This window comes from Gordonia desulfuricans NBRC 100010 (assembly GCF_001485495.1).
Lineage (GTDB): Bacteria > Actinomycetota > Actinomycetes > Mycobacteriales > Mycobacteriaceae > Gordonia > Gordonia desulfuricans.
In genome coordinates, this window is record NZ_BCNF01000124.1 from 1 (window position 1) to 26,362 (window position 26,362).

Here is a 26,362-nt window from a genome sequence, read left to right on the forward strand (position 1 = left end):
TTCGGCTGCCCCGGCCCCGGAGGCGGCCCGGGCACCCGGACCCGCCGGGTCGGGTCGACCGGACCGGGTTGCGCGGGATACCGCCCGCCGCCGCTCATCGACGCCTCCGTCGCGTCCGGCCGAGGACCCGACGGCCCACCGCCGACACCGCGCCGACGGCGGGCACGATGACCGCGATCGACCCGGGCGACGGTGTTCCCGTGGTGGTCACCGGGGGTGGTGTGGATTGTGTGCCGGCGGCGACCGGGGCCCGGACCGGTTCGGTGGCCGCCGATGCCATCGTCGCCGACAGCCCGGCGCCGCCGACCACGAGTGCGGCCGTGACCGGCCGGACCCGCCGGGCCGAGGACCGGCGCGAGTCGTGGAGACGCATGATCCTCCAGGGTGAGAGCGGGTGCGTGAGTGCAAGCAACTCTAACCCGGCGGGCAGGCGTTGAACCCGCTAACCGATCGAACGGAGGACACCGTGTCGACGACGGTGACAGCCCTGTCTACCAGCGGTTTTGATCCGCCACCGCAGGTCGGTGCGGATCAGCCGCGCGCACGGTCCCCATACCGTCTCCGGAACCGTTCGACACGGCCCTGCGTGTCGACCAGCCGCGCGGCGCCGGTCCAGAACGGATGCGAATCACTGGTCACGTCGACCACCACCAGCGGGTAGGTGTTGCCGTCGGTCCATTCGACGGTGTCGGCGGAGGTGAGGGTCGACCGGGTCAGGAACTGCGTGCCGGTGGAGGCGTCGCGGAAGACGACAGGGCGGTAGGGCGGGCGGATGCCGGGTTTCATCGGGGGTCCTCTCGGTAGGGGTCGGTGATGTCGGTGTCGTGCCGGGCCCGGTCGGTGTCGGGCCCCGTCCCGTCGGTGTCGGCGACGGGCAGGCGCAGGTCGGCCGGATCGGAGCGGTCGCACGGGTCGGCGTGGGCATGGCCGAGGGGATCCGGGTAGGCCATCCAGAGCGCCTGGCCGTCGGCCATCTCCGCGTCGTCGAGACAGGCCGCCTGCAGGGCGCGGGTGATCTCGTCCGGGTCGGCGCGGTGGCACAGCACCACGACGGCGCTGTGCCGGTCGCCGAACTCGGGATGCCATCGCAGGCCGGCCATCGCGCGACGTTCGGGATCGACGGCGGCGAGGTCCTCCTCGTCCATCGCGGCGAGCCACGGACCGCCGGCGCTGACCTGCAGTGCCTCACCGGCCGATTCGAGCCACAGCGCCTCGTCGGGCCGGTTGGCCAGCCACAACCGGCCGCGAGCACACACCACGCCGTCGAGCAGCGCGTCGAACGCCGCGTGCAGCCGATCCGGATGGAACGGCCGGTCGGCGGCGAACTCGACCATCCCGACACCACATTCGGGTTCGAGCGGCGGCTGTCCGCGCAGCAGCGGATCATGCGGACCGTCGATCCGGCCGCGGCGCGCACCGTCGGGGATCGCCCGCAGCAGTTGCGTCGCCATCAGCGCGGTCAGCGGGCGCTGCGCGATCTCCATGATCATCGGCGCACCGGGGGCGAGCCGACGCAGGACGGCCATCAGCCGGGCGGTCTCCCACCGGTCCCGCATCATCGCATCGGCCCCCTGCACGACGAGCGCGTCGGCGAAGGCGACCTGACCGACGGCCACCTGGGCGAGGGTGCGCTCGTCGTCGACGGCGCCGAGTCCGGCCTCGCCGACGGTGATCTCGCCGGTGGCACTGGTCAGCCAGTCCGACTCGGCCAGACACGCGATCGTGGCCGAGACCTCGACGTCACGACCGGCCGGACCGTCGACGAAGCCCGGCATGTCCGAGACCGTCACATGCTCGACGGCCCAGCAGACCGCTTCTGGTTCGAGTAGTGAATCGAGATGCACCACAATCGTTTCCACCGATTCACGACGGTGCAGGCGACGCAGCAGCGGCAGCAGGTCCAGGCGCAGGGTGCACGAGACGCAGCCGTGTTCGAGGGTGACCTCGGTGACGGTCTCGGTCTCCGCGCCGTCGAGGTCGACCGACCTGACCGTCCGCATCACCCGCCCGGATGCCACCGCCCCGAGGTCGTGATGGACCAGCGTCGTACCGGCCACCACCAGGGCATCGGCGACGCGGGCACCCGCCGCGGGGTCGAGGCCGGCCACCAGGATCACCGGCGTACGCGGCGCCGGGTCGGGGCCGCTCGGTTCGATCTCCACCACTCACCTCAACTTTTGACAACGATTTCCATTTAGCTTCTCGCCACGGTAGCGTGCCGAATGCATTAACGCCAATCGTTACCAATAAGGAGATGGGCATGTCCGCACACTGCCAGGTGACCGGGCGCCGACCCGGCTTCGGCAAACAGGTGTCGCACTCACACAAGCGCACCAATCGCCGCTGGAACCCCAACATCCAGCGCCGCCGCTACCTACTGCCGTCGGAGGACCGGTACATCACACTCACCGTGAGCGCCAAGGGAATCAAGACCATCGACCGGCGCGGGATCGAGTCGGTGGTGGCCGAACTCCGGGCACGCGGGGAGAAGATCTGATGGCGCGCAACGAGATCCGTCCGATCGTCAAGCTGCGCTCCACCGCCGGAACCGGGTACACCTACGTCACCCGCAAGAACCGGCGCAACGACCCCGATCGCCTCGTGCTGCGCAAGTACGACCCCGTCGCACGCCGCCACGTCGAGTTCAAGGAGGACCGCTGATGGCCAAGAAGGCCAAGATCATCCGCAACGAACACCGCAAGGCCACGGTCGCGCGGTACGCCGCCCGCCGGGCCGAGTACAAGCAGATCATCGCCGATCCGGCCGCGGACGCCGACACCCGCGCCGACGCCCGGCGCCGGCTGCAGGCACTCCCCCGCGATGCCAGCCCCGTGCGCATCCGCAACCGGGACGCCGTCGACGGCCGCCCCCGCGGCTTCATCGGCAAGACCGGACTGTCGCGGGTGCGGTTCCGCGAACTCGCCCACCGCGGCGAACTCCCGGGCATCCGCAAGTCCAGCTGGTGACCAGACCCCTCACCCGACACCATCACAGGAGCACCCATGAAGAGATCGACGGGCAAGAAGCGAACAGTCCGCGACCCCAAACCCTCGACGCGGACACACAACCGGCTGACCGCCCTCGGCATCACCGCGACCGGCCGTGACCCGGTGGACTACAAGGACGTCGCCACGCTGCGGCACTTCATCTCCGACCGCGGACGCATCCGCTCGCGCCGGCTCACCGGACTCACCCCGCAACAGCAACGACAGGTCGCCACCGCGATCCGCAACGCCCGCGAGATGGCGTTGCTGCCGTACGAGTCCCGGCGGTGACGCCCGCTATCCGCCCTGCAGATCGAGACTGATCTCCTCGGCATCGAGCTGACTGAGCACCTTGGACAACGTCTCCGACGAGTACTTGCCCTGCCGCCGCATCCGCAACAGGTCCGCACGCTGGGCCTTGATGATCTCGCGGCGCACCACCCGCATCTGTGCGCGTTCGGTGTTGCTGAGCCCGAAGGTGGCCCCGCTGCCGACGCCGTCCTCGTCGTCGTCGGCCTCGCGGTTGGCCTGCTCGATACGGTCGCGCAGCCACGGCACGTCCCGGACGGTGTCGGAGGTCGCCATCACCTGTTGCACGGTCTGGTCCATCTCGGCGCGCAGACGCAGCCGCTCGGCGCGGGTGTCGCCGGCGGTGTCGGGCAACCGCAGACTGCGGATCACCCACGACAAGGTGCCGCCCTGGATCAGCAGCGACGCCGCCGCGACCACGAATGCGGTGAGCACCAGCAACGACCGCGCCGGGGTGTCGGTGGGCAGGGTCTGCGCCGCGGCCACCGTAACGACGCCGCGCAGGCCCGCCCACACCACGATCGTCGCCTCCTTGGGGCCGATCGGTGCGTCGTCGTAGTAGTCGATGTCGGCGAGTGCACGGGTGACCCGCGCGTTGATCCGGCCCGCGGTCTCCGGCGAGACCACCGTCATCCCGCCGAGGTCGGGATCACGGCGGGAGCCGAACCGGAACCGCCACTGCCATCGGGAGAATCGGCGACGCAGCCCACGGGCCTCCGGCTCGGTCGCGACGGTGGGGGTGGCGGTGAACCCCTCCAGGACCGGACGTAGTGCCTCACCGCGCCGGCGGCGTCGTTCCAGCCACCACACCAGTGGCACCACATAGACCGCGCGCACCAGCAGCGTCACGCCGAGCGCCGCCATCCCCAGCCACACCGCATGCTGGACACCGTCGTGCTCGTTGCCGACGTCGACGATCAGACCCCACAGTTCCAGGCCCATCAGGAAGAAGACGCCGCCCTCGGCGAGCATCTCGACCATCTTCCAGTTCTGGGTGTCGGAGATGCGGTGCCGCGAGGTGAGGTGCCGGACCGCCCCGGCACCGGTGATCAGGCCCGCGGTGACCGCGGCGACCAGACCGGAACCGCCGAGTTCCTCGGTGGGCAGATAGGCCAGGTACGGGACGGTGAACGAGATGGCAGTGTTGACCGCGGGATCGGTGATCCGCGCACGCACCCGCAGGTTCAGCATGCCGATCACCGCACCGATCACCACGGCCACGATCACCGAGTAGAAGAAGTTGAGCACCACACCGCCGAAGGAGATCGACGCGGCCATCGCGGCGACGGCCGCCCGCAACAGCACCAGCGCCGAGGCGTCGTTGAGCAGGCTCTCGCCCTCGAGTACGGCCGTGACCCGTGACGGCACCCCGAGTTTCTTGGCGATGCCGGTGGCGACGGCATCGGTGGGGCTGACGATGGCACCCAGCGCGACACCGGTGGCCAGGGAGATCCCCGGGACCACGGCCCAGAAGAACAGTCCGAGGACCAGTGCACTGATCAGCACCAGCACCACCGACAGCGCGGAGATGGCGCCGAAGTCACGCCGGAACTCCATGGCCGGCATCCGGACCGCCGTCGCGTAGAGCAGTGGCGGCAGCACGCCGACCAGGATCCATTCGGGGTCGAGGTGTACCGCAGGCACCACCGGCAGGATGCCGATCACCGCACCGATCACCACCAGGGCCAGCGCCGACGGCACGTGCACCTTGGGTCCGATCTCCACCACAGCGGTGATCAACAGGATCACGCCGATCACGATCAGGATCTGCTCCATGCCAGATATCGTGCCGCAAAGCCGCCGGCGATCCGCGGCGGAGCCGATCATCGCCGACCGTTACATCGCGTATTGACGCATAGAGTGACCCGGGTTACCGTCTATGACAACGCACATTGTCACCATGCGGCCGCCGTCCACCGTCGCCGCCGTCACACCGGGAGTTCACGATGACCGAAGCGCTTCGCTACGAGCCCGAGCATGCCAAATCCGACGTGGACAACGACTACCTGCAGGTCCTCGACGACCTGTCGGCCGCGTCGGTGCACCGCAACTTCGACCCCTACATCGACATCGACTGGGATGCCCCGGAGATGGCCGTCGTCCCCGACGACCCCCGCTGGATCCTGTCCTACGAGGTCGACCCGATCGGCCGTCATCCGTGGTACCAGGCGCAGCCGCAGGACAAGCAGATCGCGATCGGCATGTGGCGGCAGGCCAATGTCGCCAAGGTGGGCCTGCAGTTCGAGTCCATCCTGATCCGCGGTCTGATGCAGTACAGCTTCTCGCTGCCCAACGGCGCCAAGGAGTTCCGGTACACCACGCACGAGTCGCGCGAGGAGTGCAACCACACCCTGATGTTCCAGGAGCTGGTCAACCGGGTCGGCATGGACGTCCCGGGCGCCAAGAAGTACTACCGCCGGTTCTCCCCGCTGGTCCCGCTGGCCTCCACCATCTTCCCGACCGTCTTCTTCTTCGGCGTGCTCGGCGGCGAGGAGCCGATCGACCATCTGCAGAAGGACTTCCTGCGGATCAGCGAGGACCTGCACCCGGCGATGGCCGCGGTGATGCAGCTACACGTCGCCGAGGAGGCCCGCCACATCTCCTTCGCCCATCACCATCTGCGGGAGACCGTGCCCGCCAAGGGCCCGGTGCAGCGCTTCATGCTGTCGCTGGCGATGCCGATCACCATGCGGGTACTGGCCGGCGCGATCATGGTGCCGCCGCGCGGGTTCCGCCGTCAGTTCGACGTGCCCGACGAGGTGATGCGCGAGATCTTCTGGAAGTCCGACGAGTCGAAGCGTGTGCTGCGCAACGTCTTCGGCGACGTCCGGATGCTCGCCGACCAGTGCGGGCTGATGAACCCGGTCTCGCGCCCGCTGTGGCGGGTCCTGGGCATCTCCGGTCGCAAGTCGCGCTACCGCAGCGAACCCACCTACACCGCGAGCTGATCCACCGATGCCCCACGTCGTCACCCAGGCGTGCTGCGGCGACGCCTCCTGCGTCTACGCCTGCCCGGTCAACTGCATCCATCCCACCCCGGACGAACCCGACTTCGGGATCGCCGAGATGCTCTACATCGATCCCAACACCTGTGTCGACTGCGGCGCCTGCGTCACCGCCTGCCCGGTCGGGGCGATCACGCCATCGCACCGACTGACGCCCGGCCAGGAGCGTTTCGTCGACATCAACGCCGAGATGTATGCGCCGCAACCGGATACGTCGACGCCCGACATGGCCGATCCGCTGGGTCTGACCGCCGCCCGCTTCCCGGTCGACCCGGGCCGGCGGCTGCCGCTGGCACCGGTGGGCCATCCCGAGGGGCTGGCCGTCGACGGCCCGGTGTCGATCGGGATCGTCGGTTCCGGGCCGTCGGCGATGTACGCCGCCGACGAACTGCTGCGACACCACCAGGTCTCGGTGACCATGTACGAGCGGCTCGACCGTCCGTTCGGCCTGGCCCGCTTCGGCGTCGCCCCCGACCACGGCTCCACCCGCACGGTGATGCGACTGTTCGACGACGTCGCGAGCAATCCCGCACTGGAGATCCGCCTGCGCACCGAGGTCGGCCGGGATGTGACCCTGGCCGAGCTGCGGGCGCGGCATTCGGCGGTGATCTGGGCCGGCGGCGCCCCCACCGACCGCCCGCTGACCCTGCCGGGCGCCGAGGCCCTCGGCGTCACCAGCGCCACGTCGTTCGTCGGCTGGTACAACGACCACCCCGATTTCACCGATCTCGCCGTCGACCTCCGGGTCCGCGAGGCCGTGGTGATCGGCACCGGCAACGTGGCCCTCGACGTGGCCCGCATCCTGGTGCGTGACCCCGACGACCTGGCCGGTACCCCGATCTCCCGCCACGCGCTGACCGCGCTGCGCACATCGGGCGTCCGACGTGTCACGGTGCTCGGCCGTCGCGGCGCCGAACACGCCGCGTTCACCCTGCCGGAGCTGGTCGGACTGGTCGACGGGGGCATCCCGGTGACCGTCGACGCCGCCGAGGTACCCGACCCGACGATCGCCACCGATCCCACCACCCGCACCAAACTCCGGCTGCTGCGCGAGATCGCCGCACGCCCGGTGCCCACCGAACCGCACATCCGCTTCGCCTTCGACCGCACCCCGGATCATCTCGAGGTCGACAACGGCCGGGTCGGCGGGATCTCGGTGACACGTCCCGACGGCAGCACCGAGCGTCTCGAGGCGGGTCTGGTGCTCGCCGCGATCGGCTACCGCGGCCGACCGGTGCCCGGCCTGCCCTTCGACGAGTCCACCGGGACCATCCGGCATCGCGCCGGACGCATCGTCGACGCCGACGGCCCCGTCCCCGGCATGTACGTCACCGGCTGGATCAAGCGCGGACCGTCGGGGTTCATCGGGACCAACAAGACCGACTCCACCGAGACCGTCACGTCGCTGCTGGCCGATCTCGAGGCCGGCCGTCTGCCGCGCACCCGCACCGCCCGGCCCCGCCGCACCCTGTTGCGCGTCGGGCGCGGCTGAGCCGGGCACCGGACCCGGGTCAGCCCGGGTTCTTGGCGGCGTCGATCGCCGCACGCACCGCGTCGGCGCACTCTTGCCCGGCCGGTTCGGGCCCGAGTCCGACGTAGAAGGAACCGGTGTCGCCGGACTCGATGCGCAGTCCGGTGATGCTCAGGCCCGCCTCGGCGTCGGATACGCGGTCGGCGTGCGGGATGGACCGGCGTGCGACCGACAGTGCGACCAGCGGTCCGGACAGCACGCTCTCGCCGCGCACCGCACCCGAGATGGCGACGATCAGGTGGGTGGGATGCACGATCACCAGCGTCTGGTGTTCGGCGTCGGGGTCGGCGGAGTTCGCCCGGCGCTTGAACGCACGCCCGAGAAGTGATGACGACGGCGGGTTCTCGCTGCGCGTGAGCCAGGCGGGAAGTCCGTCGGTGATGGCGAGCTGGTGCGAGTGCGCGTGGTTGCGCAGGGCGTCGCGGAGGCCGGGTGGCAGGTCGCTGAGATCGGCGACCGAGGTGCTGCGGCGATACGGCGAGGTCATGGCTGCCACGCTACGGCGGCCATCCGGAATCCGTCGTCCATAGATCCATCGATCGCTATCAAATCGTTGTGGATCGGTCGATGCACATTTGTTGCCATCCGGGTAACGTCGTCCGTGCGATGGGGGGTGAGCCACCGATGCGCGAGACGATCTCCCGTTTCGACTATATCGATGCGGCACAGGAACTGGGTGACCGGTTTGCCGCATTGGTGTACGACGTCGAGGCCCCCGACGTCCGCGTCGAGTCACATCGCGGATGGTCGCTCGCCGACTGCGTCGGGCACGTCGCCTCCGAGCCGTCCCGTTACCTCGCACTGACCCACGGTGCCGACGAATGGCCTTCGCACCCAAGGTTTCTCAACGACATCTATGCCAAGCAGATCGCCAATCTGCCCACCCGCGACGTCCGCGGACTGACCGAGATGTTCCGGGCGGATCTCGCCGAGTTGCTCGACACCGTCGGCCACTTCGGCGCACGCGTGCCGATGATGCGGATCGCCGGGCAGCGCCGCGTCCGGGCCGACGCCGCCCTGGGAATCCTGATCGGCGAGATGGCCATTCGCGGCCGGGACATCGCACGCTCACTCGGACGGCAGTGGTCGATCGACCCGATGATCGCACCGATGGTCACCCGTGGCGGCCACGAACTCCTCCGGCCGTGGGCAGACCACCACGTCTGCTCGGGTCATTCGGCCACCTACGACATCCGGATCCGGCGGACCGGCGAGCGGATCGTCTATCAGTTCCGCGACGGTCGCCTGGAGATCGATCCCACCGATCCGGAACCCGCCGACGTCCACATCAGCATCGACCCGATCTCGGTGGTACTGGCCGCGCACGGGCGGTTCGCCGCCGCGCCGTCACTCCTGGCCGGACGATGCATGGCCTGGGGCGCCCGGCCGTGGCTGGCCCTGGGTCTCAACCGCCGGCTCGCCGACGCCCGCAGCCGGCACGCGCCACAGCCGTGACACCCCCGGCCGTCCATCAGTCGGCCGGACGGCCTCGCCGGATCAGAAGGCCTCGCTGATCAGCACCGCGACGGTGCCGGATTCCTGTGCGTCGAAGATGTGCGGGAGATCGCCGGGATAGCAGATGTAGTCACCCGGTGCGAGTTCGACCGGATCGTCGACCGGCCCCACCAGCGCCCGCCCCGCACTGAGCACCACGTGCTCGACGATGCCGCGAGCGTGCGGCAGCGACCGGCGCGGCGAGTCCGGCTCGGCCCGGATCAGATAGAGATCGCGGCGCGACCCGGGCCGCGCCGACGACAGCAGGGTGGTGAGATAGTCGGCGTCGGCGGCCGCGATCACCGGCCCCTCCCCCGCGCGGATCACCTCGACCCGCGGTTCGGGTGCGTCGAGCAGGGCCGAGAACTGGATGCCCAGCGCGGTACTGAGCGCCCACATCGTCTCCACGCTGGGATTGCCGACGCCGGACTCGAGTTGGGAGAGCGTCGACTTGCCGACGCCCGCCCGCCGCGCCAGCTCGCCGAGCGAGAGCCCCGCCCGCGCCCGCTCGCGCCGAAGACCGGCCGCGACGAGCTGTTTCGGGTCGAGCTGTTGCCTCGGGTCGGTCCGCACAGCCGGATCGTCCGGTTCGCCGGACGATCGTCCATCTTGACGAACACCTGTCATGGTGTTCATTCTAGTAGACATGCGTTCGCCGGACAGAACACTTGCCGTGCGCGCCCCCTGGCGCGATCTCGACGCCGCCACCATTCGCACCGTGGCGGTGATGTGTCTGTCGGTGATGGTGATCGGGATGTCGTACGGGGTGTCCGGCCACGGCGCGGGGCTGAGCTGGTGGCAGCTGACGATCATCGCGGTGGTGGTCCTGGCCGGATCGTCGGAGTTCGTCTTCGTCGCCGTGCTCGCCGCCGGTGGCGCACCCCTGCTCGGCGCCGCCGCCGGACTGCTGGTCAACACCCGCAACCTCGGATACGGCCTGGCCGTGGGCCGTCACCTCGATCGCGGGCCGTCGATGCTGATCGGCGCCCATCTGATCAACGACGAGACCGCCGCACTGACCGCACCGGAGACCGACCGGCGTCGGGCACGTGCGGTGTTCTTCCTGTGCGGCGTGGGCATCCTGGCCTGCTGGCCGGCCGGGGCCGCACTCGGCGCACTGCTCGGCAGCATGGTGGCCGACCCGGACGTCCTGGGCCTCGACGCCGCGTTCCCCGCGCTACTCGCCGCACTCGCCATCCCGGCACTGCGCGAGAAGTCCACCGCCACAGCAGCTCTGATCGGCACCGGTGCCGCGCTGGCCGCCGTGCCGTTCATCCCGCCGGGCGTGCCGGTGCTGATCGCGCTGGTCGGCGTTCTGCTCACCGTACGAATGGGCAACGCGCACAGAAGTTCTGACGAAACGGTCGAGGAGGAGATCGGATGAGCCACAGCATGTCGTTGGTGATCGGCGTCGCCACCCTCGCACTCGGCACCTACCTGCTGCGGATCGCCGGTCCCGCACTGCGCAGCCGGATGTCGGTGTCGCCGAGGATTGCCGCACTCATGGACCGCGCCGCTGTCGTGTTGCTGCTCGCCGTCGCCGCCACCGGCGCGATCTACGCCGGCCACGACTTCGCCGGCTGGGCTCGCCCCGCCGGTGTCGCCGTCGGCGTGATCGCCGCGATCTGCCGGGCACCCATCGCTGCGGTCGTCATCCTCGCCGCCGCGACCGCCGCCGGCCTACGCGCTGTCGGCGTCGCCTGAAAGTCGGGGAAGGTCCCGAAAGTCGGGGAAGGTTCCGCGGAACGCCCCGAAAGTCGGGGAAGGTCCCGAGCAACGCCCGGAAAGTCGGGGACGGTTCCGCGGAACGTCCAGAAAGTCGGGGAAGGTTCCGAAAGTCGGGGAAGGTCGCGCCTCCGATGCCCGTTCGTCGACCCTCCCGGCCGCTTTGCCGAAACCAGGGGAAAGTGAACCTTCCCCGACTTTCGTCACCATCCCCGTGTTGCAACTCGGGGACGGTGACGAAACCAGGGGAAGGCGAGCTTCCCCTAGTTTCTGAACGGTCGGTTTCCCCTAGTTTCTGAACGGTCGGCTTCCCCTGGTTTCTGAACACGACGACGATTCGCGCCCCTGTTAATACCTACGCAGTAGGTTTACTCTGTGACCTGTCTGACAGATCCGACGCCGGGAGTCCGACGTCGACGACGAAAGCGGGTAACACCATGCGTGCACTCATCGGCGGGAAGGGCCCGGACTGGGTCCTCGAGGACATCGCACCTCCCGAACAGCTCGGCGCGCTCCGGATCCGGGTGATGGCCGCCGGGGTCAACCGGGCCGATCTCTACGCCCTCGAGGGCACCTATACCGCCAACTCCCAGGGCGACGGACCGTTCACCGCGGGTATGGAGGTGGCCGGGGTGGTCGAGAACGGCAGCCTGCTGAGCCCGGACCTGCCCGCGGGCACCCCGGTCATGGGCATCACCGTCGGCGCCTTCGTCGACGCCGCGATCTGCGATCCGCGCCTGGTCGTCCCGATCCCCCACGGCCTCGACTTCACCGAGGCCGCCTCGCTACCGGTCGGGCTGATCACCGAGCACGACGCGCTGGTCACACAGGCCGGCTTCACCGCGGGCGATTCGGTCCTGATCGTCGGCGCCACCTCGTCGATCGGGCTGATCGGGGTACAGATGGCCAAGGCCCTCGGCGCTTCCACGGTGATCGCGACGACGACCACCGACGCCAAACGCCAGGCCCTCGTCGACGCCGGCGCCGACGTCACCGTGAACACGCGAACCGAAGATCTCGCGGAGGTGGTCCTCGCCGCCACCGACGGCGCCGGAGCGACCATCACCCTCGACCATGTCGGCGGCTCGCTGTTCGCCGCGCTGCCCGCGGCCACCGCGATCGGCGGCACCATCGTCAGCATCGGACGCCTCGCCGGTACGGGCACCGAGCTCGACCTCGACACCGTCGCGTTCCGGCGCCAGCGGCTGCTCGGCACCACCTTCTCCATCCGCACCCGGGCCGAGCTCGCCGCGGTCGTCGGCGCCCTGACCGCACACGTCCTGCCTGCCGTCGAGAGCCGGGCGATCTCCCCGCGTCTGGATCGGGTCTTCGACGCCGACGACGCACTCGCGGCAGCCCAGCACCTGCGGTCCGGGCAGGGCGTCGGGAAGGTGGTGTTCGACTTCTCGGCCGCACACACCACCCCCGATCCGGCCCCGGACCCGGTGGCCAACATCTTCGGTGGCATCGCCCAGATCGGCTACGTCGTCCGCGACGTGGAGGCGTCCATGCGTGGCTTCCTCGCCACCGGGGTCGGACCCTGGTTCTATCTGAAAGGTGTTCGGCCACAGAACTTCACCTATCGCGGCGAACGGGCGGACATGGCGATGGACGTGGCCATCGCCAACAGCGGTGGCGTGCAGATCGAACTGATCTGTCCCGTCGGCGACGCCCCGTCGATGTACCGCGACTTCCTCGCGGCGGGAAACGAGGGCGTGCAACACCTGGCGTACTGGACCGAGGACTACCAGGGCCTCTACGACCGCGCCCTGGCCGCGGGTTTCACCGTCGGTCAGGAAGGCCAGATCGGTGGTGCCGACGGCCGCTTCGCCTACTTCGAGACCGAGCATCATCCGGGAACGGTGGTCGAGATCTCCGACGTCGGCGGCACCAAGAGGTTCGTGTTCGACCTGGTCAAGCTGGCCGCCGACAACTGGGACTGGTCCAACCCGATCCAGGAGATCGACGCGAGTCTGATCGGCGGTGATCCGGCGGCTCTTGCCGAGATCATGGCGGCACTGGGCTGATCACGCCCGGCGGCCGAGCAGACGGACACGGCGTGAGGCGGGTCGGGCAGACTGGTCGGGTGGATTCCGCGCCTGAGCCTGCTCCCGCCAAACGCCGTGGCCGCCCGCCCCGCGGCAGCCGCAAGGCCCTCACGCGCGATCGCGTCCTGCACACCGCCCTGGCCATCGTCGACGCCGAGGGACTCGACGCGATCACGATGCGCCGGGTGGCCAAGGAGCTCGACGTCGATCCGATGAGCCTCTACAACCACGTCGACGGCAAAGACGGAATCCTCGACGGGCTCGCCGAACTCCTGCTGGCCGAGCTCGCCGGCACGTCGTCGTCGGGAGATCCCCGCGCCGACGTCGAGATGCGCGCGCGGGAGTTCCGGCAGGCGATGCTCCAGCATCCGAAGGCCGCGCCGGTCGTGCTCACCCGCCAGCTCACCTCACGGGCCGCGCTGGCACCCATCGAAGCGGTACTCGAACCACTACTGGCCCAAGGGTTTCCCACAGATCAGGCGGTGCATGCGATGCGTACCGCGCTGGCCTTCCTGCTCGGCACGCTGCTCCGTGAAGTGGATGCCGGCCCCACCTTCGGCGTCGGCGATCCGGTGGCCGGCGAGCAGCGTCGGGCCGATCTGGCCGCATCGGGGCTGCCCGCCGTCGCCACCGCAGCAGCCGATCTCGCGGTATGCGATCACGAGGCGGAGTTCGAGTTCGGCCTGCACATCATGCTCGACGCGCTCGAGCGGATGCGACCCCGGTCGGGGTCGGACCGAGATCCCGAATCCCACTCAGGACGAATACTTCTCGACGAAGGGATCGGTGACCCGTCCGAGCACCGGTAGCTCGAGTCGCACTCCCTCGCCATCGGCTCGCGAGGTCAGGAACTCCATACTCGTGGTGAAGTCGTCGAAGAACTCCGGCAGCGGTGTGAGTGGCCGGTCCAGCCCGCGGGTGAAGTTGTCCCAGTGGATCGGGATCACCGTACGGGCACCGGTGTCGGTGACGAAGGTCTGCCAGTACGCATCCCGGAAGCCCGGGGTCTGTTTGCCGAGTACCCCGATGCCGAGATAGACGGTCTCGGCGTGGCGTCCGGTGATCGCACCGGCCCGCATGTTGGCGCTGGCGTGGATCATCAGCTCCCGCCCGTGGTGCTCGATGTGCAATGTGTAGCAGTCCCCGGTCCGGTAGTCGGTGGCCTTGGCGCCCGGCGACATCGGCGCATCGATCGATCCGGGTGCGAGGTCACCCGGACTGTGCTCGGCCGGTAGCGCGGTCAGCGTGAACGCTCCGATCCGACGTGGTTCACCGAGGGCGACGAGGTCGAAACGATCATCGGGGAAGCCATGTCCCCGCGCGATGTTGCGCATCGAGGCCGAGCCGAGCAGGCGGGCCCCGGTCATCTCGGCGACGTCGGCCGAATCGAGGGCATGGTCGTAGTGCGAGTGCACCACGAACACGGCGTCGACCGTACCGATCCCGAAGCGGTCGAGCGCGGCGCGGATCACGGTGCGGTCGGGGCGGACACGGCCGGCACGCACCCGCACGAGGCCCGGCCGCGTGAAGAACCCGTCGGTGAGGATCGTGCTGGTGCCGTCGGTCAGCAGCAACGTCGACACGCCGAGGAACCGAACCTGCACCCTTCCCTCGGAACCCGCTGCCGCCGGGGGTGATTCGAGATGTCTCCACGGGTCCAGGGACGGGGCCCGGAGGCCGCGGAGCATGGTGAACAGTCCCGGCGCGGCCATCAGAGCACGCTCCGCGCCGCGGCGCGACCGGCCTGCCGCCCCGACAGCAGACAGCCACCGAGGAATGTGCCCTCGAGTGCGTTGTATCCGTGGACGCCCCCACCGCCGAAGCCGGCGACCTCACCGGCGGCGTACAGCCCGTCGACGGGTTCGCCGTCGGCCCCGAGTGCCCGAGAGTCGAGATCGGTCTGGATGCCGCCCAGCGTTTTTCGGGTCAGGGTGTGGAGTTTGACCCCGATCAGCGGACCGTTGTCCGGGTCGAGCAGTCGATGTGGCGCCGTGGTCCGGCTGAGCCGGTCACCGAGATAGCGCCGCGAGTTGTGGATTCCCTGGATCTGCGCATCCCGGGCAAACGGATTGGCCACTTGCAGATCTCGCTGCTCGATCTGTTCACGGACGGTGACGGCGTCGAGGAGCGGCTGCTCGGTGAGCGCGTTCATCCCCGCCACCAGCTCCTCGATCGTGTCGGCGGTGACGAAGTCGGCACCCTGCTCTTGGAAGTCCTTCACCGGACCGGGGATGCCGCGGGCGAGCCGGGAACGCATCACCTCCCGTTTGCTGCCGCCGGTGATATCCGGATTCTGTTCCGACCCCGACAATGCGAACTCCTTCTCCAGAATCCGTCGCGTGAGGACGAACCAGGAATGATCGTGCTCGGCGAGGCCGTCGGCGGTGCGCAGGTACTGCAGCGTACCGACGGTGTCATAGCCGGGAAAACACGGCGCGGGCAACCGCCGGCCGAGCGCATCCAGCCACAGCGACGACGGCCCGGGCAGGATTCGGATGCCGTGCGCGGGCCAGATCGGATTCCAGTTGTGCAGTCCTTCGGTGTAGTGCCACATCCGATCCCGGTTGACCAGGCGAGCACCGCCTCGCGCCGCGATCTCCAGCCCGCGGCCGTCCACATAGGCGGGGACCCCGGAGATCATGTGGCGCGGTGCCGTTCCCATCCGTTCCGGCCAGAATCGGCGCACCAGATCATGATTCGCCCCGATCCCGCCTGTGGTGACGATGACGGGCTGCGCATGCAGCTCGAAGTCGCCGATCTCGTCGCGGGTGGATGGCGCGCCACGGGGTGCGTCGTCGGGTGCGAGAATCCGGCCGCGGACCCCGGTGACCGCCCCCTGGTCGACGATCAGCTCGTCCACCCGATGCCGATGACAGAACGTGAGCAGCCCCTGGTCGCCGGCCCGCTGCGCACTGGCCACGAACGGGGCGACCACACCGGTCCCGGTGTCCCATGCGACGTGGAACCGGGGGACGGAGTTGCCGTGACCACCTGCGGTGAGATCTCCTCGCTCGGCCCAGCCGACTATCGGTGTCAGCTCGATCCCCTGCTCGGCGATCCACGAACGTTTCTCCCCTGCAGCGAATTCCACGTAGGCCCGGGCCCAGCGGTGAGCCCACCGGTCCTCGTCGTCGAGGCGGTCGAATCCCGCGCTGCCGAGCCAGTCGTTCCAGGCGAGTTCGAACGAATCGCGCACCCGCAGCGTCGTTGTTCGGGCGAGTCCACCAGGAACAGTCCACCGAACGACCAGAATGCCTGGCCGCCGAGGTTGTGCGCGTTCTCCTGGTCGACCAGGGTGACCGACCTTCCGCGGGAAGTGAGTTCGTGTGCGGCGACCAGTCCGGCCAGCCCCGCACCCACCACGATCACGTCACTCATGCACGTCCTCCCAGGATCTTGTCCACTGCATCGATGAGTTCGCCTCCGCCGCGTAGCGATCCTTCCGGTGAACGCCAGGCGATGTAGCCGTCGGGTCGCACCAGCACGGCCCCGGCTGCACCGATCCCGTACGCGCCGAGGAAGTCCCCGGTGTCGGTGAGGCCCACCGAGCCGATGGTGTAGCCGACCACCGGAACCCGACGGTCTGCCCGCAGTTGTGCAACGGCGGTATGCCATTCCGGACCGTCCGGACCGGTCAGTACGGTGAACCCGGCGCCGAACAGGTCCAGCGTCGAGACCTCCCGGTCGCGGCCGAGCCACACATGCGGGGCACGGCAACCGGGCACCGCGGACGGCTGGTAGTCGGAGTAGTCGTCATCGACACCCGGCGGTGAGGATCCGTCGGGGACGACTGCATCCGAGGTGTAGTGTGTTCCGAACTCGACGCCGAGATGGTTTCCGTACCTTCGTGTCTCGGCGATGACCTCCGCGGCCGTCAGCCCGGAGTCGCCGAGACCGTATTCGGCGGCACCGATGCGGGTGACGTTCTGGAAGTTGACGTAGCTCTGATCGGCGGTCTGTCGCGCAGGTGCACGGCGTTCGTCGTCGTAGGTGGCGAGCAAGGAGTGGTCGGCATGCCCCAGGACGACCATCGCAAGTTTCCACATCGCGTTGTGCATCCCCTGCAGACCGGTGTTCACACCCAGGCCACCGGTCGGCGACGGTGACGTTCATCCGCCAGGTCCCGACACTGCGTACGTCCACCTCGACGTCGTCGACACCGACGGGCCGCCCGGACCCAGTCCACGACCCGCTGCGCCGGCCATCGTTCCCGATCCCAGTCGTCGGCTCCGACGGTGATCTGGCACAGCCATCGGCCTGCTGCGTCGAGGGGCTGCAGCACCCCGTATGCGTCCGGGTTGGCCACGTAGAGGAGCACTCCCGTGCGGTCGGCGACGTGCTGTTCGAGTGGTGCATGGAAGTAGCAGTTGACGAAGTGGTGGATGCTCTGGGGGCCTTCGAGTTCGGCACCCACGCAGGACCGGACGAAGCTGTCCACACCGTCGGCCGCCACGATCGCCGCGCCGGTGAGCTCATAGGTTTCACCGCCGGAGGTGGTGACCCGCACCGCGGCGTCGGCGTCGGCGTCCGCCATCCCACGCTCCACATGCGTCACCCGGTGACCGAACCGGAGGTCGACCAGTCCGGTGGCGCGCGCGGCGTCACGCTGGATGGATTCGAGCAGGTCCTGTGAGGACATCACCGGCAATGCCGGGCTGACCGACGGGCCGGGACCGGCGAAGCCACGGCTGTCGATGGACCCGAACTCCCGGCCGGTCACGGTGTCGAAGAACCGGATCGGGCTCTTCCACCCGGGCGGGGTGTCGACCGAACGGAAGCGGTGGTAGACCAGCGTGCCCCACCCGCGGGCGATCTCCATGGTGCGGGTGTTGAAGTTCCGCGTCTTGGGATGCCCCGACGGCCGGTCGCGCGCTTCGAGAGCGACGGTCGGGACGCCGAATCGTGCCAGTTCCAGTGCAGCACCCAGACCGACGGGACCGGCACCCACCACGATGACCGCCTGTGTCATCAGTTCACCACCTTGTTGTCGTCACGAATCGACCCGGCAATTCAGCTGGGCAGCCACGGATCTCAGAACCGTGAGATCCCCGTCACGCCATACTGTAGTGGCACTACTGTTTTAGTCAACCCCCCGGTGATCTAGAGTGGCGCTATGGCACAGCGAGCCACCGACACCCAGGTCATCGCGCCGCGGCAGGCCCGAAGCCGCGCCACCATGGAGCGGATCGTCACGACCACCGAGGAACTCCTGGCCGAGAAGCCGTTCGAGGAGATCACCATCGCCGAGATCTCGGCGAAAGCAGGATGTGCGCCGACCGCGATCTACGCTCGATTCTCGGACAAGACGGCCCTGCTACTCGAGCTCCACGCGCGTTTCATCAGACGCGCAGCGGAGACTGCAACGAGCCCGACCGGCGCCATCACCGGCATCGATGCCGACGACGAGGCGTCCATCCGGCATGAGGTCGCCGAGTGGACAGAGCTCTACCGAACCAACCATCGGCTGTTGCGCAGCATGTTGCTGTCGGACAATCCGACGGTCTATCGACGCGCCTCCGAACTCACCAAGCAGATCTCGCGCCGACTGGCGACAGCGCTGCACCACTCGATCGGAGTCGACGGCACCGCTGCCCATCCCGACGAGGACGATGCCGCCGCACGCGATCTGGACTTCGCCGTTCGCACGGCGTTGGCAATCCTGCAGCAGGAGCTGATCTTCGGGCCGGATCAGCCGACCCGGTTCGAGTACGGGCCGGACGAGATCGCACACCGTGTTGCCGATGGTGTCGTGGCCGCATTCCGGCGGCACAGGCATATCGGCGAGGCAAACTGAAGCGGACGCCTACGGACGGCCCGCGGCGACCTGCGCAGCCCGCAGCAGCGTGGGGTCGTGCGCGTTCACCAGGATGAGGTCGGCGTCGTGCTCGGCCCAGAGTTCGCTCAGCCGTTCATGATTGGCCCGAACCCTGGCGCGGTCGCGGGCGACCAGGGACTCCATCACGCGCAACGCCACCGGGACGCCGCCGGTTCGGTCGACCTGACCGTGGTGATAGAAGCTGTCCCCGACGTGCAGGGTCCAGTGATCGCCTGCGTCGACGGCCACCGCGGCGTGACCGCGAGAATGCCCGGGGAGGGCGACGAGCACGATTCCGGGGGCGATGTCGGTCAGTTCGGTCGCGGCGGGGAATCCCCGCCAGGGTTCGGCGGTGCTCGGCGAGTGACCGACCACGGTCAGCTCGTCGATGAACCCCTCCCGGTAGCGGCGCTTTTCGACGAGGGTGGCACGGGCCCGGGCGGCATCGACCTCATCTGCGGTGAGATGCACACGCGCCCATGGGAAATCGTCGACACCGCCGAAGTGATCACCGTCGAAGTGGGTCAGGACGATGTCGCGGACGTCGTGTGGGTCGTATCCGAGGGCCTCCACCTGGCGGATCGCGGTCTCGGTGTCGGCGTACTCGGGGCGCAGAAATCGGCTGGTCGAGCCCATCCGGGTCTTCCACTGCGGACCGTCGAGCAGACCGAAGCCCGAGTCCACCAAGGCGAGGCCGTCGTCGGTCTCCACGAGCAGGACGTGACAGACCAATCCGTCGGGAACCACGTATGGATGCATGGTTCCGCAGTTGAGGTGATGGACTTTCATGCCAGTTCGCCTTCCACCCGGATGCCGTGGTGACGAGGATACGGCGCGCATCGAGGCGGGTACTCCCGGCGAGTTCCACCAACGTCGTGGCCACATTGGCAAACGGCAGTGTCGGCAATCCCGGAACCCGGGCAACTCTCTCGAGAGGCATTGCCGCCCAGTCCTTCACGGCATCGCCCTTCTTCAGGTTGACCGGGTAGACGATGACCCAGTCGAGCGTCGAATCCGTGAGGACACCTTCGGCGGCGGCCTTGTCGGCGAAGAACTTGCCGAGCACGGTGCGGTAGATCAGGCGCGCGAACCAGGACGCCTTGTCGGCGGTGTCGCCGACGCCGAAGGCCGAGACCTGGACCAGCCGGGCGACGCCGGCCTGCTCCATGGCGGCGACGATGGCGGGCAGCGTCCGCTGGGTGAACGTGGTGTCCTTGGTGGGACCGGTGACCGCCGCGATCACCGCATCGGCGCCCCTGATCGCCGCCGCCAGACCGATCGGATCGTCGACGTCACCGGCGACCACCGTGACCCCTGGAAGCTTCTCGACCGCATCGGGTCGTCGGACATAGGCGACCACCTCGTGTCCGGCGGCGACGGCCTCGCGCATCGTCGCCGACCCGACATTGCCGGTGGCACCCAGGATCGTGATCTTCATGCGGTTCCCCTTCCGATCGACACCTGAATAACCTACATCGTAGGCTAATCGGGTCGGGGCCGGACGGGGACGGAGCCGCTCACCCCGCAGGCGCGGGTGGCACGCCCGCTAGAACGGACTGCCGGTGATCGGTGCGGCCCGATCACACGGGACCGGTCTCGGATGATCCGGGTCGAGGGCATTGAGCACAAAGAACGCGGCCCGTCGCGACCCGGCGACACCGGCGTGCTCGGAGTAGTCGACGGGGCATCCGTCCTGCACGACGATGTTGTGCACGTTCGCGCCGCCCGGCTCCAGCCCGGACGTGTAGGGCACGACGAGTTCGTCGTAGCGGGTGGCGATGTTGGTGTAGGTGATGTGCGGCAGGTAGACACCACCGGCGCGTAGTTCGGTCACGAACGGCGACTTCGGGTCGAATTGCCCGCATGCCTGGCAGATCGGCAGCTGTTCGGCGCTGACCCCGAGTTGCCGGACGAGTGGCAGCAGCAGTACTGCGCCAAAGGTGTTGGTCCCGTTCCACAGTGGCGCCAGGGAGACGTACTTGTCGATCTTGTCGGCGCCGCCGAGATATTTGGCGTAGTAGTCCGGTATCGCCGTTCCCTGCGAATGTCCGACGATGTCGACCTTCTCCGCACCGGTGGCGGCGAGGACCTTGTCGACGTAGCGGCCGAGTTCGGCTGCCGAATCCTGCATCGGCCCCATTCCGCCGATGGCACTGATCGGCCATGGCGCGCCGGGGATCTGACCGTAGGTGAGCGCGAAGACGCAGTACCCCTCGTTCTTCAGCAGCGGGACATAGGTACCCCAATTGGTCTGCTGCGATCCGCCCGTACCATGCACCAGCACAACCGGATTGGGATGCTCGGCAGATGGCTTGCAGTGAAAGTCGTTGGAACCGGGCAGCGATCCGCCCGGATGGGTCAGCTCGCCCGGGATACCACTCAGGAAGCTGTACTGGACCGGCAGATCGGCACGGGCCACACCGCCACCCGGTCCGACGAGCGCCGCGATCGCGGCAAGAGCGGACAGGACGGCGATGAGGATCCCCCTGGTTCTCATGATCCGAAGCTACAACTGCTCCACCAAACGATGAGACGTTTCCAGGAATCGGTCGCAGAACCGTCCGGTTTCACCCGATTTCGCCCCGAGGACGCCCGGTACAGGGCCACAATAACTCTCGATCGGGGGTCGAGGTCATCACCCATGGAGGTCCATCATGAAATCGACTCTTCGCCACATGCTGGTCGCGGCCGCGGCGTCCGTCGCGCTGGTCGGCGGTGCACTCATCGCACCCGCCACCGCCGACGCCGCCCCGCCGGTCTCGGCCGAAGCGCTGGCCGCCAAACGCGCCCTCGACGCGATCACGCCGTCGCCGACGCAGGCCGCCGGCGCGATCGACGGCATCGAGGCGGCGAACGCCCTGCTCGACCAGCTGGGCATCACCCCGTTCACGCCCACCATCGGTGCGTGCACCGACTTCACCTTCCCGTCGGCGATCGGCGGCGCGATTCCCGGCCCGTACACGCCGCTCTTCAAGGACCTGACCATCCTCGGCGTCGACCTCAATGCCGTCCGGGCCGGCGAGATCCTGTACGGGTTCGTACCGGTCGGGACCTTCGACGACTCCGGCGACAAGTCCGGGATGCAGGTCGCCTGGCTGAACGTGAACACCTTCCAGGGCGGTCTCGGCGCGCCCATGGGCGGACTCACCGACGTACTGGTCGACGCCGTCGCCGCACGTGCCGGCATCTCCGCGTCGAACCCGCTACTCAACGAGTTCAAGTCGAAGCTCAATGTGATCCCGTCCAACGGTGTTCGCGGCGGGATCGTCGAGACCGGTCAGGGCACGGTGCTCTCGGCGATCTACGGATCGATCAAGAAGGGCGATGCCACCTGCTACTTCTTCCCGAGCCTCGGGATCGCGACGGTCGCCTGACCTCCGAGCCCGGCGCGCGCGGATCTCACGACAGCACGCCGAGAACCTCGCGGGCCGCGCGCTGCCCGGAGCGCACCGCACCGTCCATGTAGCCGGTCCAGTAGTCGGCGGTCTCGGTGCCGGCCCAGTGGACCGGGCCCACCGGATCGCGCAGGGCGGGCCCGTACTGGGTGAGGGTGCCCGGCGAGCTGACCGCCACCGGTCCGCCCTTGGACCACGGTTCGAGATCCCACTTGAAGACGCCATAGTCGAGGTAGTCGCGGGCCTCGGGGCCGAAGTAGTCGACGAAGTTCTCGATACACTCGCGCACCAGCACCGACTCGGGCTGGTGGTCGAGGCGGCGCATGGCGTCGGCGGAGATGAAGCCCATCAGGATGTGGTGACCCTCGGTGTAGGACTCGAAGGTCACGTCGATCGGCCGGCCGTCGCCGTAGACCTGGCCCGAGAGCCCCTTCTTGCGCCAGAACGCCGTGGGATAGAGCGCGGCGAACTTGCTGACCGCACCCATGTGATAGCCGCGGTGCAGCCCCTTACGGGCCGCCGACAGGCCGGGCCGGTAGTCGATCTGGCCGCTGATGGCCGGCGACATGGCGACGACGACGCGGCGCCCGGCGAAGGTGCCCTGATCACTGGATACCGTGGCCCGCTTGCCGTTCCACGAGATCGAGCGGACCGGGGAGTTGTAGACCACGCGGTCACCGAGGGCCTTGGCCATGCGCAGCGGGATCTGTGCGGCACCGCCGACGAAGAGCCGCTCCTGTGCGCCGTCGTCGGTGCTGAGCAGTCGGATCAGCGTGCCGGGATTGTTCTCGTCGCCGGATGCGGCGATGTAGTTGAGGAAGTACAGCGCCGACACCTCGTCCGGTCGCACCGACAACGGCGCCGACATCGCGATCTGCATCAGGTCGCGGGCCGACTGGGTGGAGACCATCTGGTCGGTGTACTGCTTCCAGGTCAGCGAGTCCAGGTAGCGCGCATGGGGATGCTTCCACGGCTCCCCCACCGGGAACCCGGCGAGCGCGTCGGCCTGGGCGCGGGCCAGTGCCGGTCCGGCCTGCCCGATGTCGGGGATCAGCGGCAACGGAACCGACGCCGACATCCGTTGTGCCCGACCGTCGTCGAAGAAGATGCTGTCGCCGGCGTTGTAGGTGGGAAGGGTGGCGACGCCGTATTCCCTGGCGAGCGCGGCGATGTGGTTCTGGGTCGGGCCGATGAACTCGGCTCCGGCATCGAGGGTGGCGCCCAGTTTGGGCGAGGTGATGTTGTGGACGCGACCGCCCGGCCGGTCACGCGCTTCGAGGACGACAACCGACGCACCGCCTTCGACCAGAGACTTCGCCGCGGCCAGACCCGACAGACCGGCTCCGACGACGATCGCGTCCACCTCGCCGTCGACGGGTGCAGCCTGTGCCGACCCCCGGCCGAACGTCATCGCACCTGCCGCGGCCCCGGCCGCCATCGCACTGCCCGACAAGAATCGACGCCGCGTCACACCAGAAGTCATGCTCACCTCTCACTCTCGTCACAACCCTGTCACCCGCGTGGACACGGGCATTCCTCGACCCCGATGTCGATCGTTCGATCAAGTATTTCGGGGAGCGTAACAGTGTTGGCGCGTCATCTCATGTGGAACGGTGAACGCCGGCCTCACCGACGCAGTTCGTCCAGCAGCCGTACGAAGTGCGCGGGGTCCTCGTCGTGGAAGCCGTGGCCGGTGTCGGTCTGCACCAGCCTCGCGTTCGGGAGCAACTGCGCGATCCGGGCCGCGTCGTCGTCGGAGGCGGCCCCACGGAGGATGTCGCCGTCGAAGTCCACGGCGGTGTGCACATAGATCGTCTGCTGAACAACAGCTTTCAATGTGGATTCATGGTCGAACCCCTCGTCCCACCTGTCGGTGTAGAACGCGTCCCCGAATACCGGGTCGTAGGTCTGCATACTGCGGAGCAGGTTGTTGACCGGCCACCACCACAGGGCGAGCGGACGATCGGGATGCCGGTCGCGGGATCTGGTTCCGAGCCGGCGGATTCGGCCGGCTCCGGCCCCGAAGTATTTCCACATGTATTGGTGGACCCAGTAGTAGCGGACGAAGTCGGTGTCGTCAGCGGTGAGGAACGAGTGGCAGCAGGTCGCGAGATCGACCCAGTTCCACGTCTTTTCGGCGCGCGGAAGCAGTGTGGTGAACATCGGCGGGTCCTCGAGGAGGACTGCGGTGACGTCATCGGGAGCATTCGCGGCAAGCCATGCGGCGAGTTGTCCACCCGAGGAGTGGCCGGAGAGGACGACCGGTTCGCCGATCACGTCGTCGACGAATCGCTTCAGCAGCGCACCGATTCCGATGGCGGTGTAGCCATCGGCGATCCGGTCCGAGCCGCCGTGGCCGGGGACGTCGACGGCGTACACGTGAAACATTGCGGCCAGATCGGGCAGCGCAGGAGCGTACGACTTCCAGTCCGACGCCTGCCCGTGGATCAACAGCAGTGGCGGCTTCCCGCGTGCCGGCCCCTCCCCGTAGTTGATCACCACACCGTCGACGACGACCTGATTCTCGGTGTACCCGGCGGCGAGCACCGACCGCCAGTCCCGCCGGAATGTGCAGAGATTGGTCGCCGCGAATCGCGCCACCGCCGCCGCTCCGACGAGTACGGGCCCACCGATCAGTGCTGCGCGGGCGAGGGTTCGGGTGGGGCCGGTGCGGGTCACGGAGACGATGGTGCCAGAGCAGGTGCACCACCGACCCGCTTCTCCGTGCTGGGCGACACGCAGATCACGCGATGACGTAGGTTCCGAAATCGCCGGTGACGCCGAGTCGCTGCATGAAGGCGTTGCGGTCGAACCCTCGCGCCGCGGCGTCGTCGGCGATTGCCCGGCCTGCGGCCTCGGCTGCCGCCCTCGACTCCCAGGCCACCATCGTGACGACGTCGAAAGTGCTGTCGCCCTGGACGAGTTGGGCGACTTCGTTGCGCAGGATTCCCGGCTGCCGGCCGAGGAGTCGGTGGATTGCGTTGATCTGATCCAGGAACTCGTCCCTCGCCTCGGCCGGGACAGAGAACTTGTCGATGCGGTGCAGCAGTTCGTGTGTCATGCGACGATGATCGGAGTTCAAGTTCGGTTGAAGTCAAGACCCTGGTCGGCGCGACCGCCGGATACGACGAGCCCGCAACCGGCAGTTGACGTTTGCTAGGGTCGGGATTCAGGTGCGCGAACCGCACCCCGGACGAGGTGCACCGTACCCGGCCCCACGACAAGACGGCGCGCGCGGAGGTCGAATCGTCATGGCGTGGATCGTTCTCATCCTGTCCGGTGTCCTCGAATCGGTGTGGGCCACAGCGCTCGGCAGATCCGACGGTCTGTCGCGATGGCCGGCGACCATCGTCTTCGTGGTCGCACTCGTGGCGTCCATGGCGGGGCTGGCATTTGCGATGCGGACCCTGCCCACCGGGACCGCATACGCGGTGTGGGTGGGCATCGGGGCGTCGCTCACCGTCGTCTTCGCCATGGCCACCGGCGCCGAGTCGGCGACGCTGCTGAAGGTGCTGTTCATCGCGATGATCGTCGCCGGGGTGATCGGGTTGAAGGTTGCGCACTGATCGCCGATCGAACACCACCCCGCGTACTGATCTGGTTCCGCTTGCTGGACCCGACAAGCGGGAACGAAAAGGGTTGGCGGGTACCCCGTGAACCGAACCGGGTTGTCATAGAGTCCTGATTGCCCCAATCAGGGCAGAGAAGCGACGATGTAGGGCATGGCAGGACGTAAGCGGCATTCGGCGGAGGACATCGTGCGCAAACTTCGCCGGGCCGACGAACTGGCCACCGGGATCAACCGGAGCCCTCGATGTACGACGGTCGATCCTCATCCGGGGCACACTCGGCGGATCCTGCCTGATCAGCGTCGTATCGAACAACGTACGTCGCCAGTTCCTGCTACCGGTGGGTCGCGCTTCGAACGTGGGCGCCGCGTACGGCTGGTCGGCACCGGGCAGTGGGGACGGGTTGCAGGCGGCCTGGGCGATCTGGTGGCAGTGGGCGTCCCCGACGGGACCGCCTGCTCGTTACAGAGGGGAGCCTTGAACATCG

28 protein-coding genes, 3 pseudogenes and 1 riboswitch are annotated in these 26,362 nt (G+C 68.4%); of the genes and pseudogenes, 15 read left to right on the top strand and 16 right to left on the bottom strand.

Going from position 1 to position 26,362, the window contains the following annotated elements; translation table 11 throughout:
• Positions 1-94: 94 nt before the first annotated feature.
• From GD1_RS19040 to mrf, 3 genes are all read right to left on the bottom strand, one after another.
• Positions 95-373, bottom strand: coding sequence for a hypothetical protein (locus GD1_RS19040; protein WP_059039160.1), 279 nt, complete (start codon positions 371-373; stop codon positions 95-97).
• Between the two features lie 158 nt (positions 374-531).
• Entirely contained in the window at positions 532-786 is a 255-nt protein-coding gene (locus GD1_RS19045) for a type B 50S ribosomal protein L31 (protein ID WP_059039161.1), read from the bottom strand.
• The gene (gene mrf / locus GD1_RS19050; RefSeq protein ID WP_083534440.1) at positions 783-2,165 is read right to left on the bottom strand and encodes a ribosome hibernation factor-recruiting GTPase MRF; all 1,383 of its coding nucleotides are present in this window, start codon (positions 2,163-2,165) and stop codon (positions 783-785) included. The genes GD1_RS19045 and mrf overlap by 4 nt, the downstream gene beginning before the upstream one ends.
• A gap of 95 nt (positions 2,166-2,260) precedes the next feature.
• On the opposite strand from mrf, the gene rpmB reads away from it, so the two are divergent.
• Genes rpmB through rpsR form a run of 4 tightly spaced genes read left to right on the top strand, consistent with a single transcriptional unit; the run spans position 2,261 to position 3,275 of the window.
• Complete coding sequence (gene rpmB, locus GD1_RS19055) at positions 2,261-2,497, top strand: 50S ribosomal protein L28 (RefSeq protein WP_053776911.1); 237 nt, start codon at positions 2,261-2,263, stop codon at positions 2,495-2,497.
• A complete protein-coding gene (gene rpmG / locus GD1_RS19060) occupies positions 2,497-2,661 on the top strand; it encodes a 50S ribosomal protein L33 (protein WP_020793770.1) in 165 nt (54 codons plus the stop codon). The genes rpmB and rpmG overlap by 1 nt, the downstream gene beginning before the upstream one ends.
• Positions 2,661-2,966, top strand: a complete 306-nt coding sequence (rpsN, locus tag GD1_RS19065; protein WP_059039162.1) for a 30S ribosomal protein S14 — start codon at positions 2,661-2,663, stop codon at positions 2,964-2,966. The genes rpmG and rpsN overlap by 1 nt, the downstream gene beginning before the upstream one ends.
• Positions 2,967-3,002: 36 nt before the next feature.
• Complete coding sequence (gene rpsR / locus GD1_RS19070; protein WP_020793647.1) at positions 3,003-3,275, top strand: 30S ribosomal protein S18; 273 nt, start codon at positions 3,003-3,005, stop codon at positions 3,273-3,275.
• Positions 3,276-3,281: 6 nt separating this feature from the next.
• On the opposite strand, the gene GD1_RS19075 is transcribed toward rpsR, so the two are convergent.
• Positions 3,282-5,069, bottom strand: a complete 1,788-nt coding sequence (locus GD1_RS19075; RefSeq protein ID WP_059039163.1) for a cation:proton antiporter — start codon at positions 5,067-5,069, stop codon at positions 3,282-3,284.
• A gap of 170 nt (positions 5,070-5,239) precedes the next feature.
• Here GD1_RS19075 and GD1_RS19080 point away from each other — a divergent pair, with 170 nt between their 5' ends.
• Both GD1_RS19080 and GD1_RS19085 read left to right on the top strand, forming a co-directional pair.
• Positions 5,240-6,241 (top strand): AurF N-oxygenase family protein, encoded by a 1,002-nt coding sequence (locus GD1_RS19080; RefSeq protein ID WP_059039164.1) that lies wholly within the window; start codon positions 5,240-5,242, stop codon positions 6,239-6,241.
• Positions 6,242-6,248: 7 nt separating this feature from the next.
• Positions 6,249-7,790, top strand: a complete 1,542-nt coding sequence (locus GD1_RS19085) for a 4Fe-4S binding protein (protein ID WP_059039165.1) — start codon at positions 6,249-6,251, stop codon at positions 7,788-7,790.
• A 19-nt stretch (positions 7,791-7,809) separates the two neighbouring features.
• Here the strand turns inward: GD1_RS19085 and GD1_RS19090 are convergent, their stop codons facing one another.
• On the bottom strand, positions 7,810-8,316 hold the full coding sequence (locus tag GD1_RS19090; protein ID WP_059039166.1) for a hypothetical protein: 507 nt from the start codon (positions 8,314-8,316) through the stop codon (positions 7,810-7,812).
• Between the two features lie 137 nt (positions 8,317-8,453).
• On the opposite strand from GD1_RS19090, the gene GD1_RS19095 reads away from it, so the two are divergent.
• Positions 8,454-9,284, top strand: a complete 831-nt coding sequence (locus GD1_RS19095) for a maleylpyruvate isomerase N-terminal domain-containing protein (protein ID WP_157079554.1) — start codon at positions 8,454-8,456, stop codon at positions 9,282-9,284.
• A 42-nt stretch (positions 9,285-9,326) separates the two neighbouring features.
• On the opposite strand, the gene GD1_RS19100 is transcribed toward GD1_RS19095, so the two are convergent.
• Complete coding sequence (locus GD1_RS19100; RefSeq protein WP_053776912.1) at positions 9,327-9,950, bottom strand: helix-turn-helix domain-containing protein; 624 nt, start codon at positions 9,948-9,950, stop codon at positions 9,327-9,329.
• Between the two features lie 19 nt (positions 9,951-9,969).
• On the opposite strand from GD1_RS19100, the gene GD1_RS19105 reads away from it, so the two are divergent.
• The 4 genes from GD1_RS19105 (at position 9,970) to GD1_RS19120 (ending at position 13,905) form a co-directional block, all read left to right on the top strand.
• The gene (locus GD1_RS19105; RefSeq protein WP_238403598.1) at positions 9,970-10,707 is read left to right on the top strand and encodes an AzlC family ABC transporter permease; all 738 of its coding nucleotides are present in this window, start codon (positions 9,970-9,972) and stop codon (positions 10,705-10,707) included.
• Positions 10,704-11,027, top strand: coding sequence for an AzlD domain-containing protein (locus tag GD1_RS19110; protein WP_059039169.1), 324 nt, complete (start codon positions 10,704-10,706; stop codon positions 11,025-11,027). Before GD1_RS19105 ends, GD1_RS19110 begins: the two co-directional genes overlap by 4 nt.
• 458 nt (positions 11,028-11,485) lie before the next feature.
• The gene (locus GD1_RS25285) at positions 11,486-13,075 is read left to right on the top strand and encodes a zinc-binding dehydrogenase (protein WP_202926833.1); all 1,590 of its coding nucleotides are present in this window, start codon (positions 11,486-11,488) and stop codon (positions 13,073-13,075) included.
• Between the two features lie 59 nt (positions 13,076-13,134).
• Positions 13,135-13,905: a TetR/AcrR family transcriptional regulator gene (locus tag GD1_RS19120; protein ID WP_083534445.1), complete on the top strand. Its 771-nt coding sequence runs from the start codon at positions 13,135-13,137 to the stop codon at positions 13,903-13,905.
• On the opposite strand, the gene GD1_RS19125 is transcribed toward GD1_RS19120, so the two are convergent.
• The 4 genes and pseudogenes from GD1_RS19125 to GD1_RS19140 all read right to left on the bottom strand — a co-directional run bounded on the left by GD1_RS19125 (position 13,852) and on the right by GD1_RS19140 (position 18,065).
• Positions 13,852-14,808 (bottom strand): MBL fold metallo-hydrolase, encoded by a 957-nt coding sequence (locus tag GD1_RS19125; protein ID WP_238403599.1) that lies wholly within the window; start codon positions 14,806-14,808, stop codon positions 13,852-13,854. The two genes, GD1_RS19120 and GD1_RS19125, sit on opposite strands and share 54 nt — an antisense overlap.
• A pseudogene (locus GD1_RS19130) lies at positions 14,808-16,474 on the bottom strand (FAD-binding dehydrogenase). The gene GD1_RS19125 and the pseudogene GD1_RS19130 overlap by 1 nt, the downstream one beginning before the upstream one ends.
• On the bottom strand, positions 16,471-17,175 hold the full coding sequence (locus GD1_RS19135) for an aromatic-ring hydroxylase C-terminal domain-containing protein (protein ID WP_059039170.1): 705 nt from the start codon (positions 17,173-17,175) through the stop codon (positions 16,471-16,473). Before GD1_RS19135 ends, GD1_RS19130 begins: the two are co-directional and overlap by 4 nt.
• On the bottom strand, positions 17,172-18,065 hold the full coding sequence (locus GD1_RS19140; protein ID WP_059039171.1) for an FAD-dependent monooxygenase: 894 nt from the start codon (positions 18,063-18,065) through the stop codon (positions 17,172-17,174). Before GD1_RS19140 ends, GD1_RS19135 begins: the two co-directional genes overlap by 4 nt.
• A gap of 144 nt (positions 18,066-18,209) precedes the next feature.
• Between GD1_RS19140 and GD1_RS19145 the strand changes: the two genes are divergently transcribed.
• Entirely contained in the window at positions 18,210-18,890 is a 681-nt protein-coding gene (locus tag GD1_RS19145) for a TetR/AcrR family transcriptional regulator (protein ID WP_059039172.1), read from the top strand.
• A gap of 9 nt (positions 18,891-18,899) precedes the next feature.
• Here the strand turns inward: GD1_RS19145 and GD1_RS19150 are convergent, their stop codons facing one another.
• From GD1_RS19150 to GD1_RS19160, 3 genes and pseudogenes are all read right to left on the bottom strand, one after another.
• Positions 18,900-19,700, bottom strand: a complete 801-nt coding sequence (locus tag GD1_RS19150; RefSeq protein ID WP_059039173.1) for an MBL fold metallo-hydrolase — start codon at positions 19,698-19,700, stop codon at positions 18,900-18,902.
• A gap of 130 nt (positions 19,701-19,830) precedes the next feature.
• Positions 19,831-20,349 (bottom strand): annotated as a pseudogene (locus tag GD1_RS24435) (NAD(P)-dependent oxidoreductase); the annotation flags it as partial.
• Between the two features lie 108 nt (positions 20,350-20,457).
• On the bottom strand, positions 20,458-21,408 hold the full coding sequence (locus GD1_RS19160) for an esterase/lipase family protein (protein ID WP_059039175.1): 951 nt from the start codon (positions 21,406-21,408) through the stop codon (positions 20,458-20,460).
• A gap of 157 nt (positions 21,409-21,565) precedes the next feature.
• Between GD1_RS19160 and GD1_RS19165 the strand changes: the two genes are divergently transcribed.
• Complete coding sequence (locus GD1_RS19165) at positions 21,566-22,285, top strand: hypothetical protein (protein ID WP_059039176.1); 720 nt, start codon at positions 21,566-21,568, stop codon at positions 22,283-22,285.
• A 25-nt stretch (positions 22,286-22,310) separates the two neighbouring features.
• Here GD1_RS19165 and GD1_RS19170 read toward each other — a convergent pair whose 3' ends face one another.
• The 3 genes from GD1_RS19170 to GD1_RS19180 all read right to left on the bottom strand — a co-directional run bounded on the left by GD1_RS19170 (position 22,311) and on the right by GD1_RS19180 (position 25,367).
• Complete coding sequence (locus tag GD1_RS19170) at positions 22,311-23,789, bottom strand: flavin monoamine oxidase family protein (RefSeq protein ID WP_059039177.1); 1,479 nt, start codon at positions 23,787-23,789, stop codon at positions 22,311-22,313.
• A 143-nt stretch (positions 23,790-23,932) separates the two neighbouring features.
• The gene (locus GD1_RS19175; RefSeq protein ID WP_059039178.1) at positions 23,933-24,985 is read right to left on the bottom strand and encodes an alpha/beta fold hydrolase; all 1,053 of its coding nucleotides are present in this window, start codon (positions 24,983-24,985) and stop codon (positions 23,933-23,935) included.
• Between the two features lie 64 nt (positions 24,986-25,049).
• Entirely contained in the window at positions 25,050-25,367 is a 318-nt protein-coding gene (locus GD1_RS19180; protein ID WP_059039179.1) for an antibiotic biosynthesis monooxygenase, read from the bottom strand.
• Positions 25,368-25,474: 107 nt separating this feature from the next.
• Positions 25,475-25,541: riboswitch (guanidine-III (ykkC-III) riboswitch) on the top strand.
• 16 nt (positions 25,542-25,557) lie between these two features.
• On the opposite strand from GD1_RS19180, the gene GD1_RS19185 reads away from it, so the two are divergent.
• Positions 25,558-25,872 carry a DMT family transporter gene (locus GD1_RS19185; protein WP_053776859.1) on the top strand — a complete coding sequence of 105 codons (315 nt, stop codon included), beginning with the start codon at positions 25,558-25,560 and terminating at the stop codon, positions 25,870-25,872.
• A gap of 156 nt (positions 25,873-26,028) precedes the next feature.
• Positions 26,029-26,362: pseudogene (locus GD1_RS25290) on the top strand (hypothetical protein); the annotation flags it as partial.

Coding starts and splice junctions, on each gene's coding strand:
- GD1_RS19040 (WP_059039160.1), bottom strand. CDS start 373: ATGCGTCTCCACGACTCGCGCCGGTCCTCGGCCCGGCGGGTCCGGCCG.
- GD1_RS19045 (WP_059039161.1), bottom strand. CDS start 786: ATGAAACCCGGCATCCGCCCGCCCTACCGCCCTGTCGTCTTCCGCGAC.
- rpmB (WP_053776911.1), top strand. CDS start 2,261: ATGTCCGCACACTGCCAGGTGACCGGGCGCCGACCCGGCTTCGGCAAA.
- rpmG (WP_020793770.1), top strand. CDS start 2,497: ATGGCGCGCAACGAGATCCGTCCGATCGTCAAGCTGCGCTCCACCGCC.
- rpsN (WP_059039162.1), top strand. CDS start 2,661: ATGGCCAAGAAGGCCAAGATCATCCGCAACGAACACCGCAAGGCCACG.
- rpsR (WP_020793647.1), top strand. CDS start 3,003: ATGAAGAGATCGACGGGCAAGAAGCGAACAGTCCGCGACCCCAAACCC.
- GD1_RS19075 (WP_059039163.1), bottom strand. CDS start 5,069: ATGGAGCAGATCCTGATCGTGATCGGCGTGATCCTGTTGATCACCGCT.
- GD1_RS19080 (WP_059039164.1), top strand. CDS start 5,240: ATGACCGAAGCGCTTCGCTACGAGCCCGAGCATGCCAAATCCGACGTG.
- GD1_RS19085 (WP_059039165.1), top strand. CDS start 6,249: ATGCCCCACGTCGTCACCCAGGCGTGCTGCGGCGACGCCTCCTGCGTC.
- GD1_RS19090 (WP_059039166.1), bottom strand. CDS start 8,316: ATGACCTCGCCGTATCGCCGCAGCACCTCGGTCGCCGATCTCAGCGAC.
- GD1_RS19095 (WP_157079554.1), top strand. CDS start 8,454: ATGCGCGAGACGATCTCCCGTTTCGACTATATCGATGCGGCACAGGAA.
- GD1_RS19100 (WP_053776912.1), bottom strand. CDS start 9,950: ATGACAGGTGTTCGTCAAGATGGACGATCGTCCGGCGAACCGGACGAT.
- GD1_RS19105 (WP_238403598.1), top strand. CDS start 9,970: ATGCGTTCGCCGGACAGAACACTTGCCGTGCGCGCCCCCTGGCGCGAT.
- GD1_RS19110 (WP_059039169.1), top strand. CDS start 10,704: ATGAGCCACAGCATGTCGTTGGTGATCGGCGTCGCCACCCTCGCACTC.
- GD1_RS25285 (WP_202926833.1), top strand. CDS start 11,486: ATGCGTGCACTCATCGGCGGGAAGGGCCCGGACTGGGTCCTCGAGGAC.
- GD1_RS19125 (WP_238403599.1), bottom strand. CDS start 14,808: ATGGCCGCGCCGGGACTGTTCACCATGCTCCGCGGCCTCCGGGCCCCG.
- GD1_RS19140 (WP_059039171.1), bottom strand. CDS start 18,065: ATGACACAGGCGGTCATCGTGGTGGGTGCCGGTCCCGTCGGTCTGGGT.
- GD1_RS19145 (WP_059039172.1), top strand. CDS start 18,210: ATGGCACAGCGAGCCACCGACACCCAGGTCATCGCGCCGCGGCAGGCC.
- GD1_RS19150 (WP_059039173.1), bottom strand. CDS start 19,700: ATGAAAGTCCATCACCTCAACTGCGGAACCATGCATCCATACGTGGTT.
- GD1_RS19160 (WP_059039175.1), bottom strand. CDS start 21,408: ATGAGAACCAGGGGGATCCTCATCGCCGTCCTGTCCGCTCTTGCCGCG.
- GD1_RS19165 (WP_059039176.1), top strand. CDS start 21,566: ATGAAATCGACTCTTCGCCACATGCTGGTCGCGGCCGCGGCGTCCGTC.
- GD1_RS19170 (WP_059039177.1), bottom strand. CDS start 23,789: ATGACTTCTGGTGTGACGCGGCGTCGATTCTTGTCGGGCAGTGCGATG.
- GD1_RS19180 (WP_059039179.1), bottom strand. CDS start 25,367: ATGACACACGAACTGCTGCACCGCATCGACAAGTTCTCTGTCCCGGCC.
- GD1_RS19185 (WP_053776859.1), top strand. CDS start 25,558: ATGGCGTGGATCGTTCTCATCCTGTCCGGTGTCCTCGAATCGGTGTGG.